We start from the raw sequence: 17,079 nt of genomic DNA, 5'->3' as shown, positions 1-17,079 counted from the left end.
TGTGGCCGGCCCGGCTTGCCTGAACGGCGCGATGCGCCCGATACTCGCGGTGGATCAAAAATGGGAGACCGGAATGTCCACCACGATGAAAGCCTGGGCCGTTGTCGAGAACGGGGCGCCGCTGAAGGAAATCGACCTGCCGATGCCCGAGCCGAAGGGGCAGGAGATCTTGCTGGAGGTGACGCATTGCGGCGTCTGCCATTCCGACCTGCATCTCTGGGACGGGTATTACGATCTCGGCAGCGCCGGGCGTTATGAGATCGTGCAGCGGGGAATCACGCTGCCGCTGGCGCTGGGCCATGAGATCGTCGGCCGGGTGGTGAAGCTCGGGCCGGAGGCGAGCGGGGCGAAGGTGGGGGATGTGCGGATCGTGTATCCCTGGGTCGGCTGCGGCGAATGCGCGCGGTGCAAGGCGGGCGAGGACAATCTCTGCGCCAAGCAGCGCTCGCTCGGCATCTACCAGCATGGCGGCTACGCGACCCATGTGATCGCGGCGCATGCGGGGCACCTCGTCGATCCCGGCGATCTCGATCCCGCGCTGGCGGCGACCTATGCGTGTTCGGGCATCACTGTCTATGCCGCGATCCGCAAGGTGATGCCTCTGCCGGCGGACACGCCGGTGGTGCTGATCGGCGCGGGCGGGCTCGGGCTGTCGGCGATCGCGGTGCTGCGCGCGCTCGGGCACAGGGCGATCGTCAGCGTCGATACCAGTGCGACGAAGCGCGCGGCGGCGCTGGCGGCGGGCGCCAGCGCGGTGGTGGATGGCAACGATCCGGCGCTGCACAAGGCGATCATCGCGGCGTGCGGCGGGCAGCCGGAGGCGATCATCGACCTCGTCAACGGCTCGGGCACGGCGAAGGCGGCGCATGCGGCGCTGGCCAAGGGCGGCAAGCTGATCATGGTCGGGCTGTTCGGCGGCGAGCTGAACATCCCCCTGCCCTTCATGCCGATGCGGGCGCTGACATTGCAGGGCAGTTTCGTCGGCACGCCGGGCGATCTGCGCGAGCTGGTCGATCTCGCCCAGGGCGGGGCGCTGCCGAAGCTGCAGATCGAGACGGTGCCGCAGCGCGAGGCGGATGCGGCGATCCACCGGCTCAAGGCCGGCGAGGTGACCGGGCGGCTGGTGCTGGTGGCCGAGGGCGCTTGATCGAGAAGCTCGAATACCTGCTGGCGCTGGCGCGCGAGCGGCACTTCGGCCGCGGCGCGGAAAGTTGCGGTGTGACCCAGCCCACCTTCTCGGCGGGGATTCGCGCGCTGGAGGAGGCGCTGGGGATGCCGCTGGTCGAGCGGTCGTCACGCTTTCAGGGGTTTACCCCGGAGGGCGAGCGGGTGCTCGACTGGGCGCGGCGCATCGTCGGCGACATGCAGGCGATGCGCGCCGATATCCGCGCGCTGAAGCTGGGGCTTTCGGGGTTGCTGCGGATCGCCGCGATCCCGACCGCGCTGGCCACGATCACGGAACTCACGACGCCCTATCGGCGCCAGCACGAGGCGGTGCGGTTCTCGATCCAGTCCTGCACCTCGAACGAGGTGCTGCGGCGGCTGGAGAATTTCGAGGTCGATGCCGGGGTGACCTATATCGACAACGAGCCGGTGGGCAAGAACCGGGTGGTGCCGCTCTATGAGGAGCGCTACCGGCTGCTGACGGCGGCGGACGCGCCGCTCGGCCGGCGCGATCAGGTGAGCTGGGCCGAGGTCGGGCGGATCCCGCTCTGCCTGCTGACGCCGGACATGCAGAACCGGCGGATTCTCGACCGGCTGCTGCGCAATGCCGGCACCGAGTTGCGGCCGACGCTGGAGAGCAACTCGATCGTCGTGCTGGTGAGCCATGTGCAGACCGGGCGCTGGGCCTGCGTGCTGCCGGAGAAGCTGGCGCAGATTTTCGGACTGACGCCGCGGCTGCGGGCGATCCCGATCACCGGGCCGGAGGAGGTTCACGCGGTCGGGCTGGTGCTGCCGAACCGCGAGCCGGTCTCGCCGCTGGTGGCGGCGCTGGTGGAGGTGGCGGAAGCGCGGGCGGCGGCGCTGGCCGCGCCCGGCCGGGCGGGTGTTTGATAGACGTTTTCTATCAAACAATCCGGTCTTTGGCTTGTTTACCGACGTGAACTTGGGGATAATAGAGAAATCATTAACCTGCATCGCTTAAGCAGGAGACTCGGTCATCCTGGCCGAGCGAGGAAACGGGATAGTCGGAATGGACCAGACGCCAGCCCAGTGGAACGAAGACGCGGCACGCGCCGTGATCCGGGATCATGTCGGCGAGGAAGGCCCGCTGCTGCCAATCCTGCACGCATTGCAGGAGAGTTTTGGGCATGTGCCGCGCGCGGCGGAGCCGCTGATCGCCGAGGCGCTCAACATCACCCGCGCCGAAGTTCATGGGGTGATCAGCTTCTATCATGATTTCCGCCGCGAGCCGGCCGGCCGCCACGTGCTGAAACTGTGCCGGGCCGAGGCCTGCCAGTCGATGGGGTCGGAGGCGAATGCGCGGCGCCTGCTCGATGCGCTCGGGCTGGACTGGGGCGGCACCACGCCGGACGGGCGGCTCACCGTCGAGGCGGTGTATTGCCTTGGCCTGTGCGCGACGGCGCCGGGCGCGCTGTTCGACGACGAGCCGGTGGGGCGGGCCGATGCCGCCACGCTCGAAGCTTTGGTCGCGGAGGCCGCGTGATGAAGATTTTCGTACCCCAGGACATGGCCGCCGTTGCGATCGGGGCGAACCGGGTTGCCGCCGCGATCGAGGCGGAGGCGCAGGCGCGCAACATTCCGGTGACGATCGTGCGCAACGGCTCGCGCGGGATGTTCTTCATGGAGCCGCTGGTCGAGGTCGCCACCGCATCGGGGCGGATCGGCTATCGCAATATCGGCGTCGCCGACGTGCCGGGGCTGTTCGAGGCCCGCTTCTTCGACGGCGCGCCGCATGAAAAATGCGTCGGCCATGTCGAGGAGATCGCCTATCTCGCAAAGCAGACGCGCTTCACCTTCGGCCGCGCCGGGATCATCGATCCGCTCTCGCTCGAGGATTACCGCCATCATGGCGGCTACAAGGGGCTGGAGGCCGCGCTGTCGATGGGGCCGGCGGCGACCGTCGCCGCGGTGAAGGAGAGCGGGCTGCGCGGGCGCGGCGGTGCTGGCTTCCCGACCGGGATCAAGTGGGAGACCGTCGCCCGGGCGGCGGCGGACCGGAAATACATCGTCTGCAACGCCGACGAGGGCGATTCCGGCACCTTCGCCGACCGTCTGATCATGGAAGCCGATCCGTTCATGCTGATCGAGGGCATGACGATCGCGGGTGTCGCGGTGGGCGCGACCAAGGGATATGTCTACATCCGCTCGGAATATCCGCTCGCGATCCGGATGATGCGCCGGGCGATCGAGCTGGCGGAGCGCGCCGGCTATCTCGGCAAGGGGATCAACGGCAGCGCGCATGATTTCGACCTCGAAGTGCGGGTCGGCGCCGGGGCCTATGTCTGCGGCGAGGAGACCTCGCTGCTGGAGAGCCTGGAGGGCAAGCGCGGGCAGGTGCGTCCGAAGCCGCCGTTGCCGGCGATCGAGGGGCTGTTCGGCCGGCCGACCATCATCAACAACACGATCAGCCTCGCCAGCGTGCCGTTCATCCTCGCCGAGGGGGCGAAGCGCTATGCCGAGGTCGGCTACGGGCGCTCGCGCGGGACGATGCCGGTGCAGCTCGCCGGCAATGTGAAGCAGGGCGGGCTGTTCGAATGCGCCTTCGGCGTGACGCTGGGCGAGCTGGTGAACGAGATTGGCGGCGGCACCGCATCGGGCCGGCCGGTGAAGGCGGTGCAGGCGGGCGGGCCGCTCGGCGCCTATTTCCCGCCCTCGATGTTCGACACGCCCTATGATTACGAGGCCTTCGCCAAGCGCGACGGGCTGATCGGCCATGGCGGGCTCGTGGTGTTCGACGACACCGCCGACATGGTGCAGATGGCCCGTTTCGCGATGGAATTCTGCGCCCTCGAATCCTGCGGCAAGTGCACGCCCTGCCGCATCGGCTCGACGCGCGGGGTGGAGACGTTCGACCGCCTTCGCGCCGGCATCGAGCCGGAGAAGAACCTGGCACTGGTGCGCGATCTCTGCGAGACGATGAAATTCGGCTCGCTCTGCGCGCTGGGCGGCTTCACGCCGTATCCGGTGCTGTCCGCCATCAACCATTTCCCGGAAGAGTTTCGCGCGCCGAAACTCCCCGCCGCGGCTGAGTGAAGGAGAACCACCATGGGTCTCGTCCATGAAATCGACTACGGCACCAAGCCCAGCGAGGCGGAAAGCCTCGTTACCCTGACGATCGACGGGGTGAAGGTCAGCGTGCCGGAAGGCACGTCGGTCATGCGGGCGGCGATGGAGATCGGCACGCAGATCCCCAAGCTCTGCGCCACCGACATGCTGGACAGTTTCGGCTCGTGCCGGCTCTGCCTCGTGGAGATCGAGGGGCGCGCGGGCACGCCGGCCTCCTGCACCACGCCGGTGGCGGAGGGCATGGTGGTCCACACCCAGAACGAGCGGCTCGGCAAGCTTCGCCGCGGGGTGATGGAGCTTTACATCTCCGACCACCCGCTGGACTGCCTGACCTGCTCGGCCAATGGCAATTGCGAGTTGCAGGACATGGCCGGCGCGGTCGGGCTGCGGGAGGTGCGCTATGGCTATGAGGGCGAGAACCATCTCGACTCGGCCAAGGACCTCTCCAACCCGTATTTCCAGTTCGATCCGGCCAAGTGCATCGTCTGCTCGCGCTGCGTGCGGGCCTGCGAGGAGGTGCAGGGCACCTTCGCGCTGACCATTGCCGGGCGCGGCTTCGACTCCAAGGTTTCGCCGGGGATGGAGGAGAGTTTCTTCGAATCCGAGTGCGTGTCCTGCGGCGCCTGCGTGCAGGCTTGCCCGACCGCGACGCTGATGGAGAAATCCGTCGTCGAGATCGGCCAGCCGGAACATTCGGTGGTGACGACCTGCGCCTATTGCGGTGTGGGCTGCTCGTTCAAGGCGGAAATGCGCGGCGAGGAACTCGTGCGCATGGTGCCCTACAAGGACGGCAAGGCGAATCATGGCCATTCCTGCGTGAAGGGGCGCTTCGCCTGGGGCTATGCGACGCATCAGGACCGGATCACCAAGCCGATGATCCGTGCGAAGATTTCCGATCCGTGGCGGGAAGTGTCGTGGGACGAGGCGATCAGCCATGTCGCCTCGGAGTTCAAGCGGATCCAGACGACCTATGGCAAGGGCTCGGTCGGCGGCATCACCTCGTCGCGCTGCACCAACGAGGAGACCTTCCTCGTGCAGAAGCTGGTCCGCGCCGGGTTCGGCAACAATAACGTCGATACCTGCGCGCGGGTGTGCCACTCGCCGACCGGCTATGGCCTGTCGCAGACCTTCGGCACCTCGGCGGGGACGCAGGATTTCGACAGCGTCGAGCAGGCCGACGTGATCCTGGTGATCGGCGCCAACCCGACCGATGGCCACCCGGTGTTCGGCTCGCGGATGAAGAAGCGGCTGCGCGAGGGGGCGAAGCTGATCGTGATCGATCCGCGGCGGATCGACCTCGTCCGCACCCCGCATGTCGAGGCGGCGCATCATCTGCCGCTACGGCCGGGCACCAATGTCGCCATGCTGACCGCCCTCGCCCATGTGATCGTCACCGAGAACCTCTTCGACGAGGCTTTCGTGCGCGAGCGCTGCGATCTCGACGCCTTTACCCAGTGGGCCGAGTTCGCCGCCGCCGAGCGGAACAGCCCCGAGGCGCTGGCGGCGACCACGGGCGTCGATCCGCAACTGGTGCGGGCGGCGGCGCGGCTCTACGCCACCGGCGGGAATGCCGCGATCTATTACGGGCTTGGCGTGACCGAGCACAGCCAGGGCACGACGGCGGTGATGGCGCTCGCCAATCTCGCGATGGCGACCGGCAATATCGGCCGCGTCGGCGTCGGCGTGAACCCGCTGCGCGGGCAGAACAACGTGCAGGGCAGCTGCGACATGGGCAGTTTCCCGCATGAGTTCAGCGGCTATCGCCATGTCTCGATGCCGGAGGTCCGGCAGGCTTTCGAGATCGATTGGGGCGTTTCGCTCGATGGCGAGCCGGGACTGCGCATCCCGAACATGCTGGACGCCGCGGTGGATGGCACGTTCAAGGGGCTCTACATCCAGGGCGAGGACATCGCGCAGTCCGACCCGGACATCAAGCATGTCACCGCCGGGCTCGCGGCGATGGAATGCGTCGTCGTGCAGGATCTGTTCCTGAACGAGACGGCGCAGTTCGCCCATGTGTTCCTGCCGGGCTCGACCTTCCTCGAGAAGAACGGCACCTTCACCAATGCCGAGCGGCGCATCCAGCTCGTGCGCAAGGTGATGACGCCGAAGAACGGCTACGAGGACTGGGAGGTCACCCAGCTGATCGCCCGGGCGCTGGGCTACAACATGAACTACACGCATCCCTCCGAGATCATGGACGAGATCGCGCGGCTGACGCCGAGCTTCTCGGGCGTGTCCTTCGGCCTGCTGGAGCGGGAAGGCTCGGTGCAGTGGCCCTGCAACGAGACGGCACCGGAAGGCACGCCGGTGATGCATGTGGACGGGTTCGTCCGCGGCCGGGGGCGGTTCTTCGTCACCGAATATGTCGCGACCGACGAGAAGACCGGGCCGCGCTTCCCGCTGCTGCTGACCACCGGGCGCATCCTGTCGCAATACAATGTCGGCGCGCAGACGCGGCGCACCGCCAACACCGCCTGGCACGAGGAGGATCTGCTCGAGATCCATCCGCACGATGCCGAGCAGCGCGGGATCAATGACGGGGCGTGGGTCAAGCTCGCGAGCCGGGCCGGCGAGACGTCGCTGCGCGCGAAGGTGACCGACCGCGTGGCGCCGGGGGTGGTCTACACCACCTTCCATCACCCGATGACGATGGCCAATGTCGTCACCACCGACTATTCGGACTGGGCGACCAACTGCCCTGAATACAAGGTGACGGCGGTGCAGGTCTCGCCCTCGAACGGGCCGACGGCGACGCAGCAGGACTACGCCGATCTCGGCCGCCGGACGCGGCAGATCGAGGCCGTGCCGGCGGAATGACGTCTCTGCCCGCCCCTGTCGTGCGGGTGGCGGCGACGGCGTTCCATCATGGCGACGTCGTTGCCGGCACCAGGCTGGTGCCGGAGGAGACGGCCGTGGCGCTGAGCTACGACCGGGTCGGCTATGCCGTGATGATGGCGACACCGCGGGATCTCGAGGATTTCGCGATCGGGTTCAGCCTGTCGGAAGGCATCGTCGACCGCGCCGAGGATGTGCGGGAGTGCCGCATCGTCGCCGTCGAGGACGGGCTGGAGTGCCGGATGCAGGTTGGCACCGAGATCGGCGAGCGGCTGGCCCGCCGGCGCCGTCACCTTGCCGGTGCACTCGGCTGCGGGCTGTGCGGGCTGGAGAGTCTCGCCGAGGCGAACCGACGCTTGCCGGTGGTCGGCTCGGCGCTGAGCGTCTCGGCCGAGGCGGTGATGCAGGGCATGCGGGCGATGGCCGGGCAGCAGGCGCTGAACCGCGAGACCAGGGCGGTGCATGCCGCCGGGTTTCTCGACCCGGCCGATGGTTCGGTGCTGGTGCGCGAGGATGTCGGCCGGCACAACGCGCTCGACAAGGTGTTCGGCGCCCTCGCCCGCGCCGGGCGGCCTGCCGCCGGCGGGGTCGTGCTGATGACCAGCCGGGTCTCGATCGAGCTGATCCAGAAATGCGCGGTCGCCGGCGCGCCGGTGATCGTCGCGGTGTCGGTGCCGAGCGCCCATGCGATCCGCGCCGCCGAAACCGCCGGAATTACGCTCGCCGCCGTCGCGCGCGATGACGGGTTTGAAGTTTTTACCCACGAAACACGCATTCGCTTTGGAGCTGCCAGCCATGTCGCCTGAAGATCAGGACCGCAAACTCGTCTACATGGCGAACCAGATCGCCACTTTTTTCAACACCGCCGCCGATGACGAGGCGGTGGCCAGCATCGAGGCGCATATCCGCAAGTTCTGGGACCCCAGGATGCGGGCGAAGATCATCGCCTTCCGCGCGCATGGCGGCACGGGGCTGACAGAAAGCGCGGCCGCGGCGGTGGATCGCCTGTCCCGCGAAGTCGCCAGAGCATGATCCGTTCGGACGGAATCCTCTGACCGGATAAAGATTATTTAATCATCGACATGCTAGAGCACGATAACCGATCCTGATGGATCGGATGTCGTGCTCTAGCGCCTGAGGCGGCAATTCCGTCGAAAGAAGATGCGGCGGTCCAAATAAAACTTACTATCCGTTCAATATTGGTGCCGCGTCATTCAATACTGACGCGGAATTCTTTATTGTTGCATGTCGTTTTGCGGTCTGACCGGACAGCGTGACTGCTTATGTCGTAATTCATGCCGAAATACACGAAAATGTGTTGACGAAATACTGTGACATGGTAATGGCGCGGCTAGTCCAAGCACAAGGAGCGACAACAATGGATTGGTTGAATCCGCCCGCACTCGCAGCGGCGATGAGAGACGCGGGCACCGCCAAGGGGAACCTGCCGGCCAAGACGATCGTTCTCACCGGCATCCTGTCGGGCCTGTTCCTCGGGTTCACGACAACGCTGTTCGTGTCCGCCCTGGTCGCCACCGGCAATCTGGTGGTCAGCGCGATGTTCTTCCCGGTCGGCTTCATCCTGCTGGTGCTGCTTGGCCTCGAACTGTTCACCGGCAACGCGGCGCTGCTGCCCTATGCCGGCATGGTCGGGCGGCTCGGCTTCGGCAGCATCGTCAGCGGTCTGGTGCTCGTTTATGTCGGCAACCTGATCGGCAGCCTGGCCTATGCGGCACTTTTCGCCGCGATCGACACCAAGTTCTTCACCGTCGCACCGGATGCGGTGGGCGCGAAGATCGCCGCCATCGCGACGCTCAAGGTGATCCCCTACATGCATGCCGGCGGCGCCGGCTGGTTGACCGCGTTCTCCAAGGGCGTGGTCTGCAACTGGATGGTCAGCCTCGGCGCGGTGATGGCGCTCGTCTCGCGCTCGGTGATCGGCAAGATCTTCGCGATGTTCATGCCGATCATGGCCTTCGTCGCGCAAGGCTTCGAGCACTGCGTGGTCAACATGTTCGCGATCCCCTGCGGCATCATGCTCGGTGCGAAGGTGACGGTCGGGCAGTGGTGGGTCTGGAACGAGATCCCGGTGACGCTCGGCAACATCGTCGGCGCCGTGGTGATCACGGCCCTTGGCCTCTACCTCGCGCATGGCGCGACGGCGGCGGCAGAGCCGGCGGCGGCGACCGCACCGGCGGAGTGAGCTAGAGCATCATCCGATCAGATGGAATCATCTGATCGGATAAAGATGCTCTAATTATCAATAGGATAGAGCACGACATCCGATCCGGATGGATCGGAACGTGCTCTAAATCGCATGACCAGAGCGAGGGGCCGTGCCGGAAGGCGCGGCCCTTCTGCATTCAGATGAGCGTGCCCTCGAAGGGCGGCAGATAGTCCGGCGCCTCGAACTCGACGACCCAGAGATCGGGGTCGAAGCCGAGCTGCTTCTCGACATAGGAATCGGCCCGCGCATCGTCGACCGGATCGGGGCCGGTGGCGCGCAGCCAGGCCGGGCGGCCCAGCGCATCGCGCGTCTGGCTCAGGATCACCACCCCCATCCGGCCGCGCAGCAGCACCAGCACGCCGCCGGCATCCTCGTCGCCACGATGCAGCAGCATGCCGGGCCTGCCATCGGCGGCGCCGAGCCGCAGCGCCATCTGCACCCAGATGCCGGCCTTGATGCGCGGCTCGCTCATCGGTCTTGACCTCTCGACGGCCGTACCGAACTCTGTTGATAATGACTGAAGAAAACCCACGGGGAAAAGCTCATGGACTGGTTCCGCTCCTTGCCTCGACTGCTTGCCACGCTGCTCTGCGCCGCACCGGCGCTGGCCCATGCCGCCTCGCCGCCGAAGCTGCAGAAGGTCACGTTCGGGCTCGACTGGGTGGCCGAGGCCGAATATGGCGGCTTCTATCAGGCGGTGGCGGAGGGCATCTACCGCAGATATGGCCTCGACGTGACGATCCGCGAGGGCGGGCCGCAGGTGAACAACGCGCAGCTGCTGCTCGCCGGGCGGCTCGATTTCGACATCACCTCGAACAGCTTCCTCGCCTTCAATTTCGTGCAGCAGAAGATCCCCTTCGTCGCGGTCGCCGCGTTCTTCCAGAAGGATATCGACGTGCTGATCGCGCATCGGGGCGCGAACGAGGACAGTTTCGCCGCACTCAAGGGCAAGCCGATCGCGATTTCGGCGGATACGCGGGCGGGGTGGTGGCTCTTTCTCAAGCAGAAATACGGCTATAGCGACAGCCAGATCCGCCCCTACGATTTCAGCCTCGCCCCGTTCTTCACCAGCAAGGACCTCGTGGTGCAGGGGTTTCTCACCTCGGAGCCGTTTCTCGTGAAGCAGAAGACCGGGCATTTCCCGGTGGTGCTGCGGCTCGACCAGGCGGGGTTCGACGGGTATGGCGAGTTGATCGCGACCTCGCGCAAGCTGGCCAAGACCGACCCCTCGGTGGTGCGCCGCTTCATCGAGGCGTCGGCCGCGGGGTGGAAATCCTATCTCGACGGCAATCCGGCGCCCGCCTTCGCGCTGATCCGCAAGGCCAACCCGGACATGACGCCGGCGCTGCTGAAATTCGGCTATGACCAGCTCAAGGCGCATCAGGTGGTGGAGGATGCGACCACGGCGAAGATCGGGATCGGCGGGATGACCGATGCGCGGTGGAAGGGCTTCTACGAGCAGATGCGCGCGGCCGGGCTGTATCCGGCGCAGTTCGACTATCGCAAGGCCTATACGCTGCGCTTCCTGCCGAAGGGGAAAGCGGCCGCGCGCTGAGATGGTGCGGCTCGAGCAGGTAACGCGGCAGTTCGGGACGGGAATTGTCGCGCTCGCGGGGATCGATGCGGAAATCGGGCGGGGCGAGTTCGTCGCCCTGCTCGGGCCCTCGGGCTGCGGCAAGTCGACGCTGCTGCGGCTGCTGGCCGGACTCGATGCGCCGGATGCGGGGCGGCTGGCCTGGGACGGGGGTGCGGCACCCGGCGCGGGCGAGATCGGCTTCGTGTTCCAGGATGCCACGCTGCTCCCCTGGGCGAGTGCGGCGCGGAACGTGCATTTGCCGCTGCGCCTCGCCGGGCAACACTTCGAGGAGGACGCGGCCTCGGTCCATGCGCTGCTGGCGCGACTCGGGCTGGCGGGGTTCGAGGATGCGAAGCCGGCCGCCTTGTCGGGCGGGATGCGGATGCGGGTGGCGATCGCGCGGGCGCTGGTGTCGCGGCCGCGGCTGCTGCTGATGGACGAGCCGTTCGCCGCCCTTGATGAATTCACCCGCAATCGGTTGCAGGATGATTTGCTGGCGCTGTGGCGGGAGACCGGCAGCACGATCGTGTTCGTCACCCATTCGATCTACGAGGCGGCGTATCTCGCCACGCGCATCGTGGTGATGACGCCGCGGCCGGGGCGGATCGCCGCGGAGATTGCCAGCCCGCTCGCCGAGGGCGGGGATAGGCGGACCGATCCAGCCTATGCCGCGCTGGTCCGCGAGGTGACGGAGACGCTGCGCGCGGTGATGCCGGCATGAGACGCGCCGAGCGATGGGCGCCGATCGTCTTTGGCGTTGCGGCGCTGGCGCTGTGGCAGGGGCTGGTGATCGGCTTGCGGGTGAAGCCTTACGTGCTGCCGGGGCCGGCGGCGATCGTGATCGCATTCTGGGCGGACCGGGCCTCGCTGCTGCTGTCGCTGGTCTCGACCCTCGCGGTGACCGGGGCGGCGCTGCTGGCGGCGGCGTTGCTCGGCATGGCGCTGGCGATGGCGATGGCGGCGAGCCGGCTGGCGCGCGCGGCGATCCAGCCCTGGGCGGTGGTGTTGCAGGTGACGCCGGTGGTCGCCATCGCACCGCTGATCATCATCTGGGTGCATCAGCAATTCGCTGCCATGGTGGTGTGCGCCACCATCGTCGCGTTCTTCCCGGTGCTGTCCAACACTGCGGCGGGGCTGGCGGCGACGCCGCCGGAGCTGGCCGACCTGTTCCGGCTGAACGGGGCAAGCCGATGGCAGACGCTGGCGCTGCTGCGGCTGCCATCCGCCCTGCCCTTCTTTCTCGCCGGGCTGCGGATTGCCGGCACGCTGGCGCTGGTGGGCGCGGTGGTGGCGGAGTTCGTCGCGAGTTCGGGCGGGTTTGCCGGCGGCCTGGCCGGGCGCATCCTGGAGGCCGGCTACCGGCTGGAGATACCGCGCATGTTCGCCGCCCTCACCTTGCTCGCGCTGACCGGGATCGGGATCTATGCCGCACTCGGCGCCTTCGAGCGGACGATGCTGCGCCGCTTCGGCGCCGGCGGGCGGGATGCGCGCGAGGGTACTTGATCAGGGGGCGCTTGATACTGGCGGGTTGTTCTGGCACAGGCGCGCGCATGACCCGCAAGATGACCGATGCCCAGCTCGACTATGAACGCAAGCGCGCCGCCAAGGCCAAGATGAGCCTTGACGAGTGGCTGAAGACCAAGGACCGCCGCGCCGCCGAGGCGGCTTCGGCAGTGGCCGCCCCGGCGCGGGCGGAGAAGAAACCCGGCCTGCTGCGGCGGCTGATCGACCGGGCGCACAAGCCGATCTAGAGCATCATCCGGTAAGATGGACTCATCTGGTCGGATAAAGATGCTCTAATTATCAATATCATAGAGCACGACATCCGATCCTGATGGATCGGAACGTGCTCTAAAGCATCATACGGTCAGATGGCTCCATCTGATCGGATAAAAACTCTTTTATTGTCAAGATAATAGAGCGTCATCCGATCCATCGGGATCGGAAACCGCGCTACCCGACGGCGTCGATGTCCGGCGCCATCGGGTTCTTCATGCCGACGATGTGATAGCCGCAATCGACGTGGTGGATCTCGCCGGTCACGCCGCGGGAGAGGTCGGACAGGAGATAGAGGCCGGAGGCGCCGACTTCCTCCAGCATCACGTTGCGCTCCAGCGGCGCGTTGAGCTGGTTCCATTTCAGGATGTAGCTGAAATCACCGATGCCGGAGGCGGCGAGCGTCTTGATCGGGCCGGCGGACAGGCCGTTGACCCGGATCGCGTCGCGCCCGAGATCGGCGGCGAGGTAGCGCACCGAGGCTTCCAGCGCCGCCTTGGCCACGCCCATCACGTTGTAGTGCGGGGTGACGCGCTCGGCGCCGAGATAGGTCAGCGTCACCATCGCGCCGCCGCGCTTCATCAGCGCCGAGGCGCGCTGGGCGGCCGCGGTGAAGGAGAAGCAGGAAATGTCCATCGCCTGGAGGAAGGCGGCGCGCGGCGTGTCGGCATAGCGGCCGCGGAGGAACTGCTTGTCGGCGAAGCCGATGGCGTGGACCAGGAAGTCGATCTCGCCCCAGCGGTCGGCGATGGCGGCGAAGGCATCGTCGAGTGCCGCATCGTCGGTGACGTCGCAGGGGATGACGAGGTCGGACTCGACACTTTCGGCGAGCGGGCGGATGCGCTTCTCCAGCGCCTCGCCCTGATAGGTGAAGGCGAGTTCGCCGCCCTGCGCGGCGACGGCCTGCGCGATGGCCCAGGCGATCGAGCGGTTGTTCGCAACCCCCATGATGACGCCGCGCTTGCCACGCATCAGCGTGCCGGTGAGCGGGTAGGTCGGGGTGGATTCCTGCATGTCGGGGGCTCCAGTCTGGCATGTCGCGGCCTTCCCTGCCGGGGTGGTGGCAGGGGGCGGCATGGACTATCAAATATTGCGACACGGAAGAGAGAGCAACCGATGATCGATGTCAGTGCCGATCCGTTCCGGCTTTTCGCCACCTGGATGCAGGACGCCGAGGCCAGCGAACCCAATGATCCCAATGCGATGACGCTGGCCACCGCCACGCCGGACGGACGGCCTTCGGCCCGGATCGTGCTGCTGAAATCATGGGATGAAACCGGATTTATTTTCTACACGAACCTGGAGAGCCGGAAATCGCTGGAGATCCGGGCGAATCCGGCAGTGTCGCTGCTGTTCCACTGGAAGTCGCTGCGGCGGCAGATCCGCATCGAGGGGCGGTGCCGCACCGTGCCGGATGAAGAGGCGGATGCGTATTTCGACAGCCGGCCGCGGATTTCACGGCTCGGCGCCTGGGCGTCCGACCAGTCGCGCCCGCTCGGCGCGCGGGAGGAGCTTGAACGGCGCCTGGAAGAGGCGACCGCGCGCTATGCCGAGGGGCCGATCCCCCGCCCGCCGCACTGGTCGGGCTGGCATGTGACGCCGGAGACGATCGAGTTCTGGCAGGACCGGGAGTTCCGCCTGCATGACCGGGCGGTGTTCAGCCGCGCCGGGGCGGGATGGACGGCGACGAGACTGTTCCCGTGACCGCCGGGCTGCTCATCCGCGACGCGACGCTGCCGGATGGGCGGCGCGGGGTGGATATCCTGATCCGCGACGGGGTGATCGCGGCGGTGGCGCCGGGGCTAGGCGCCACGGCGGAGACCGTGATCGATGCGGCGGGGGATCTGGTCGCGCCCCCTTTCGTCGATTCGCACCTGCATCTGGATTCCACCCTCTCGCTCGGCCTGCCGCGGCTGAACCGCAGCGGCACGCTGCTGGAGGGGATCGCGCTCTGGGGCGAGCTGAAGCCGGACCTCACGGTGGAGGCGATCCATGCGCGGGCGAAGCGTCTCTGCACCTGGTCGATCGCGCAGGGGATCGGGGCGATCCGCTCGCATGTCGATATCTGCGACGACCGGCTGCTCGCCGTCGAGGCGCTGACGGCGCTGCGGGCGGAGATGGCGCCGTGGATCACCATCCAGCTCGTCGCCTTTCCGCAGGATGGCTGGCTGCGCTACCCGCGCGCGGCGGAGAACCTGCGCCGGGCGATGGCGATGGGGATCGACGTGATCGGGGGGATTCCGCATTTCGAGCGGAGCATGGCGGACGGGGCCGAGAGCGTGCGCCAGCTGATGGCGATCGCGGCCGAAGCCGGCATGATGGTCGACATGCATTGCGACGAGAGCGACGATCCGCTGTCGCGCCATATCGAGACGCTGGCGGCGGAGACCGTGCGGCACGGGATGCAGGGGCGGGTTGCCGGCTCACACCTCACCTCGATGCACTCGATGGACAATTACTACGCGAGCAAGCTGATTCCGCTGATCGCCGAGGCGGGGATTTCCGCCATCGCCAATCCGCTGATCAACATCACGTTGCAGGGGCGGCACGATACCTATCCGAAGCGGCGGGGCCTGACGCGGGTGCCGGAGCTGATGGCGGCGGGGGTGAATGTCGCCTTCGGGCATGATTGCGTGATGGACCCGTGGTATCCGCTCGGCACGCACGACATGCTGGAGGTGGCCTCGATGGGGCTGCATGTCGCGCAGATGACCGGGGTGGAGGCGATGCGCGCCTGTTTCGACGCGGTGACGGCGAACGCGGCGCGGGCGATGGGGCTCGCGGGCTATGGCATGGCCCCCGGCTGCCGGGGCGATCTGGTGCAGCTCGACGCGGCCGATCCGATCGAGGCGATCCGCACCCGGGCGGCGCGGCGGCGGGTGATCCGCGGCGGCGCCGTCATTGCCGAGGCGCCGGCGCGGGTGAGCCGGCTGCGGTTGGGCGACGCGGCGATGGAGATCGGCTTGCGGGCCGGCGGCTAGAGCATCATCCGATCAGATGGGATCATCCGATCGGATAAAGATGCTCTAATTATCAACAAGATAGAGCACGACATCCGATCCTGATGGATCGGAACGTGCTCTAAGGGCTTGCGTTCGGGGCGCGCAAGTGTTGGCGCGCAGGCGGATTTGAGAAGCTGGACCGGATCAGGCGGGCGCGCTGCGGCCGCGCTCGAACCCGGCTTCGCGGGCGAGGTCTTCGATGAGGCGAAGCAGCGGCCCCTTGGGCGCCCCGGCAAAGCGCTCCTGCGCGGCGAGGCCGGTGAAGAGTTTCGGCAGGTCGTGCAGGCTGAGATCGACCTTGCGCTTCAGCGCGTCCTCGATCTGCTTGCGGCGCAGCCCGCCGGACGCGCCCTCGCGGTTGAGCAGGATGGTGGGACGCTGGGGCTGCCCCGGTATGGTCGCGGCGGCGATCAGCCGCACCGTGTCGCGCAGGCTGGCGAGGCTCGGATCGAGCACGATGATGCGGTGCTGCGAGAGTTCGAGCAGTTCGCGGTGCTGCTGGATAGGCATGAAGGGCAGATCGACGATGACGAAATTGAACCGCATGCGGATCGCGTCGATGACGCGGCGGGCAGCGCCTGGCGGGGCTGCGGGCTGGCGTTCGAGATCGGGCGGCGAGCCGAGCACGTGCAGGCGGTTGCGCACCGGGCAGACGGCGGCGGCGACCGCCGCCCCCGGATCCTCACCCGGATCGGCCAGCAGCGACTGGAAGGCATGCTGGAAGGTCACGCCGAACCATTCCTGTGTCGGGCCGATGAAGGGATCGGCATCGAGCAGGAGGGTGTGGCGGCTGGCATCGACGCCGAGATACCAGGCCAGCGCGGCGGCGATGGTGCTGGTGCCGACGCCACCGCGGGCGCCGATGACCGAGATCACCCGGCCGCCGCGCGTGAGGTCGGTCACCGGGGCGTTGCGGGTGATCAGCGAGGCGAAGTGGCGGGTGACGATCTCGCGGTTGATCGGCTTGAACAGGTAGTCCACCGCGCCGACGCGGCGGGTGATGTCGCGATAGAGATCGACATCGTCGATCTCGCCGATGACGAGCAGCGAGACCGAGGGCTCGATGACGTCGCCAAGTTCGAGCAGGCCCTGTATCGGCCGCTCGTCCCGCCCGATATCGACGACGACGATCTGCGGCGTCGGCATCTTGGCGAGGGTGGCGATGGCGGTCTTGACGGTGCCGCGGCGGATGTCGGCGGTGTTGTGGATGCCGGTCTGGGCGAGATCCTGCAATCCTTCGCGCAGCACGGTCTCGGTCGCGGCATCGAGCGCAAAGCCGATGACGGTGATCTGTTCCTGACGGCCGCCAAGGCCGCCATCGTCGACCGCGATGTTGCCGCCGATACTATCCATGGCGGGCGCGCCGGTGTGCGGGGCGCAGCCGGGCGCCGGAAAGTCCGTTGCGGGAT

General features: G+C 67.3%; 17 protein-coding genes. 14 read left to right on the top strand and 3 right to left on the bottom strand.

Features of this window, described 5'->3' with window-relative positions:
- Window positions 1-73 precede the first annotated feature (73 nt).
- The 8 genes from B7Z76_RS02415 (at window position 74) to B7Z76_RS02380 (ending at window position 9,292) form a co-directional block, all read left to right on the top strand.
- Complete coding sequence (locus B7Z76_RS02415) at window positions 74-1,147, top strand: alcohol dehydrogenase (protein WP_291341909.1); 1,074 nt, start codon at window positions 74-76, stop codon at window positions 1,145-1,147.
- Window positions 1,144-2,055 carry a LysR family transcriptional regulator gene (locus tag B7Z76_RS02410; protein ID WP_291341907.1) on the top strand — a complete coding sequence of 304 codons (912 nt, stop codon included), beginning with the start codon at window positions 1,144-1,146 and terminating at the stop codon, window positions 2,053-2,055. The genes B7Z76_RS02415 and B7Z76_RS02410 overlap by 4 nt, the downstream gene beginning before the upstream one ends.
- Window positions 2,056-2,194: 139 nt before the next feature.
- The gene (locus B7Z76_RS02405) at window positions 2,195-2,668 is read left to right on the top strand and encodes a formate dehydrogenase subunit gamma (RefSeq protein WP_174504544.1); all 474 of its coding nucleotides are present in this window, start codon (window positions 2,195-2,197) and stop codon (window positions 2,666-2,668) included.
- Window positions 2,668-4,218 (top strand): NADH-quinone oxidoreductase subunit NuoF, encoded by a 1,551-nt coding sequence (locus B7Z76_RS02400; protein WP_174504950.1) that lies wholly within the window; start codon window positions 2,668-2,670, stop codon window positions 4,216-4,218. The genes B7Z76_RS02405 and B7Z76_RS02400 overlap by 1 nt, the downstream gene beginning before the upstream one ends.
- A 12-nt stretch (window positions 4,219-4,230) precedes the next feature.
- A complete protein-coding gene (gene fdhF / locus B7Z76_RS02395) occupies window positions 4,231-7,071 on the top strand; it encodes a formate dehydrogenase subunit alpha (RefSeq protein ID WP_291341904.1) in 2,841 nt (946 codons plus the stop codon).
- Entirely contained in the window at window positions 7,068-7,895 is an 828-nt protein-coding gene (gene fdhD / locus B7Z76_RS02390; protein WP_291341902.1) for a formate dehydrogenase accessory sulfurtransferase FdhD, read from the top strand. Before fdhF ends, fdhD begins: the two co-directional genes overlap by 4 nt.
- Window positions 7,885-8,121 carry a formate dehydrogenase subunit delta gene (locus B7Z76_RS02385; protein ID WP_174504541.1) on the top strand — a complete coding sequence of 79 codons (237 nt, stop codon included), beginning with the start codon at window positions 7,885-7,887 and terminating at the stop codon, window positions 8,119-8,121. The genes fdhD and B7Z76_RS02385 overlap by 11 nt, the downstream gene beginning before the upstream one ends.
- A gap of 346 nt (window positions 8,122-8,467) precedes the next feature.
- The gene (locus B7Z76_RS02380) at window positions 8,468-9,292 is read left to right on the top strand and encodes a formate/nitrite transporter family protein (protein ID WP_174504540.1); all 825 of its coding nucleotides are present in this window, start codon (window positions 8,468-8,470) and stop codon (window positions 9,290-9,292) included.
- Window positions 9,293-9,452: 160 nt separating this feature from the next.
- On the opposite strand, the gene B7Z76_RS02375 is transcribed toward B7Z76_RS02380, so the two are convergent.
- Window positions 9,453-9,788, bottom strand: coding sequence for a DUF1491 family protein (locus tag B7Z76_RS02375; RefSeq protein ID WP_174504539.1), 336 nt, complete (start codon window positions 9,786-9,788; stop codon window positions 9,453-9,455).
- A 72-nt stretch (window positions 9,789-9,860) separates the two neighbouring features.
- On the opposite strand from B7Z76_RS02375, the gene B7Z76_RS02370 reads away from it, so the two are divergent.
- Genes B7Z76_RS02370 through B7Z76_RS02355 form a run of 4 tightly spaced genes read left to right on the top strand, consistent with a single transcriptional unit; the run spans window position 9,861 to window position 12,643 of the window.
- Window positions 9,861-10,871, top strand: coding sequence for an ABC transporter substrate-binding protein (locus B7Z76_RS02370; RefSeq protein WP_174504538.1), 1,011 nt, complete (start codon window positions 9,861-9,863; stop codon window positions 10,869-10,871).
- Window position 10,872: 1 nt separating this feature from the next.
- The gene (locus B7Z76_RS02365; RefSeq protein WP_174504537.1) at window positions 10,873-11,613 is read left to right on the top strand and encodes an ABC transporter ATP-binding protein; all 741 of its coding nucleotides are present in this window, start codon (window positions 10,873-10,875) and stop codon (window positions 11,611-11,613) included.
- Window positions 11,610-12,395, top strand: a complete 786-nt coding sequence (locus B7Z76_RS02360; RefSeq protein WP_174504536.1) for an ABC transporter permease — start codon at window positions 11,610-11,612, stop codon at window positions 12,393-12,395. Before B7Z76_RS02365 ends, B7Z76_RS02360 begins: the two co-directional genes overlap by 4 nt.
- 47 nt (window positions 12,396-12,442) lie before the next feature.
- A complete protein-coding gene (locus B7Z76_RS02355) occupies window positions 12,443-12,643 on the top strand; it encodes a hypothetical protein (protein WP_174504535.1) in 201 nt (66 codons plus the stop codon).
- A gap of 202 nt (window positions 12,644-12,845) precedes the next feature.
- Here the strand turns inward: B7Z76_RS02355 and fabI are convergent, their stop codons facing one another.
- A complete protein-coding gene (gene fabI, locus B7Z76_RS02350; RefSeq protein ID WP_174504534.1) occupies window positions 12,846-13,682 on the bottom strand; it encodes an enoyl-ACP reductase FabI in 837 nt (278 codons plus the stop codon).
- A gap of 102 nt (window positions 13,683-13,784) precedes the next feature.
- Between fabI and pdxH the strand changes: the two genes are divergently transcribed.
- A complete protein-coding gene (gene pdxH, locus B7Z76_RS02345; RefSeq protein WP_174504533.1) occupies window positions 13,785-14,372 on the top strand; it encodes a pyridoxamine 5'-phosphate oxidase in 588 nt (195 codons plus the stop codon).
- The gene (locus B7Z76_RS02340; protein ID WP_291341958.1) at window positions 14,369-15,649 is read left to right on the top strand and encodes an amidohydrolase family protein; all 1,281 of its coding nucleotides are present in this window, start codon (window positions 14,369-14,371) and stop codon (window positions 15,647-15,649) included. Before pdxH ends, B7Z76_RS02340 begins: the two co-directional genes overlap by 4 nt.
- Before the next feature lie 165 nt (window positions 15,650-15,814).
- Here the strand turns inward: B7Z76_RS02340 and B7Z76_RS02335 are convergent, their stop codons facing one another.
- Window positions 15,815-17,023 (bottom strand): histidine kinase, encoded by a 1,209-nt coding sequence (locus B7Z76_RS02335; RefSeq protein WP_174504532.1) that lies wholly within the window; start codon window positions 17,021-17,023, stop codon window positions 15,815-15,817.
- Window positions 17,024-17,079 lie beyond the last annotated feature (56 nt).

It is taken from the genome of Acidiphilium sp. 20-67-58 (assembly GCF_002255515.1).
Lineage (GTDB): Bacteria > Pseudomonadota > Alphaproteobacteria > Acetobacterales > Acetobacteraceae > Acidiphilium.
Note: the sequence above shows the minus strand (reverse complement) of the source record. Positions and strands in the feature narration are given on the sequence as shown.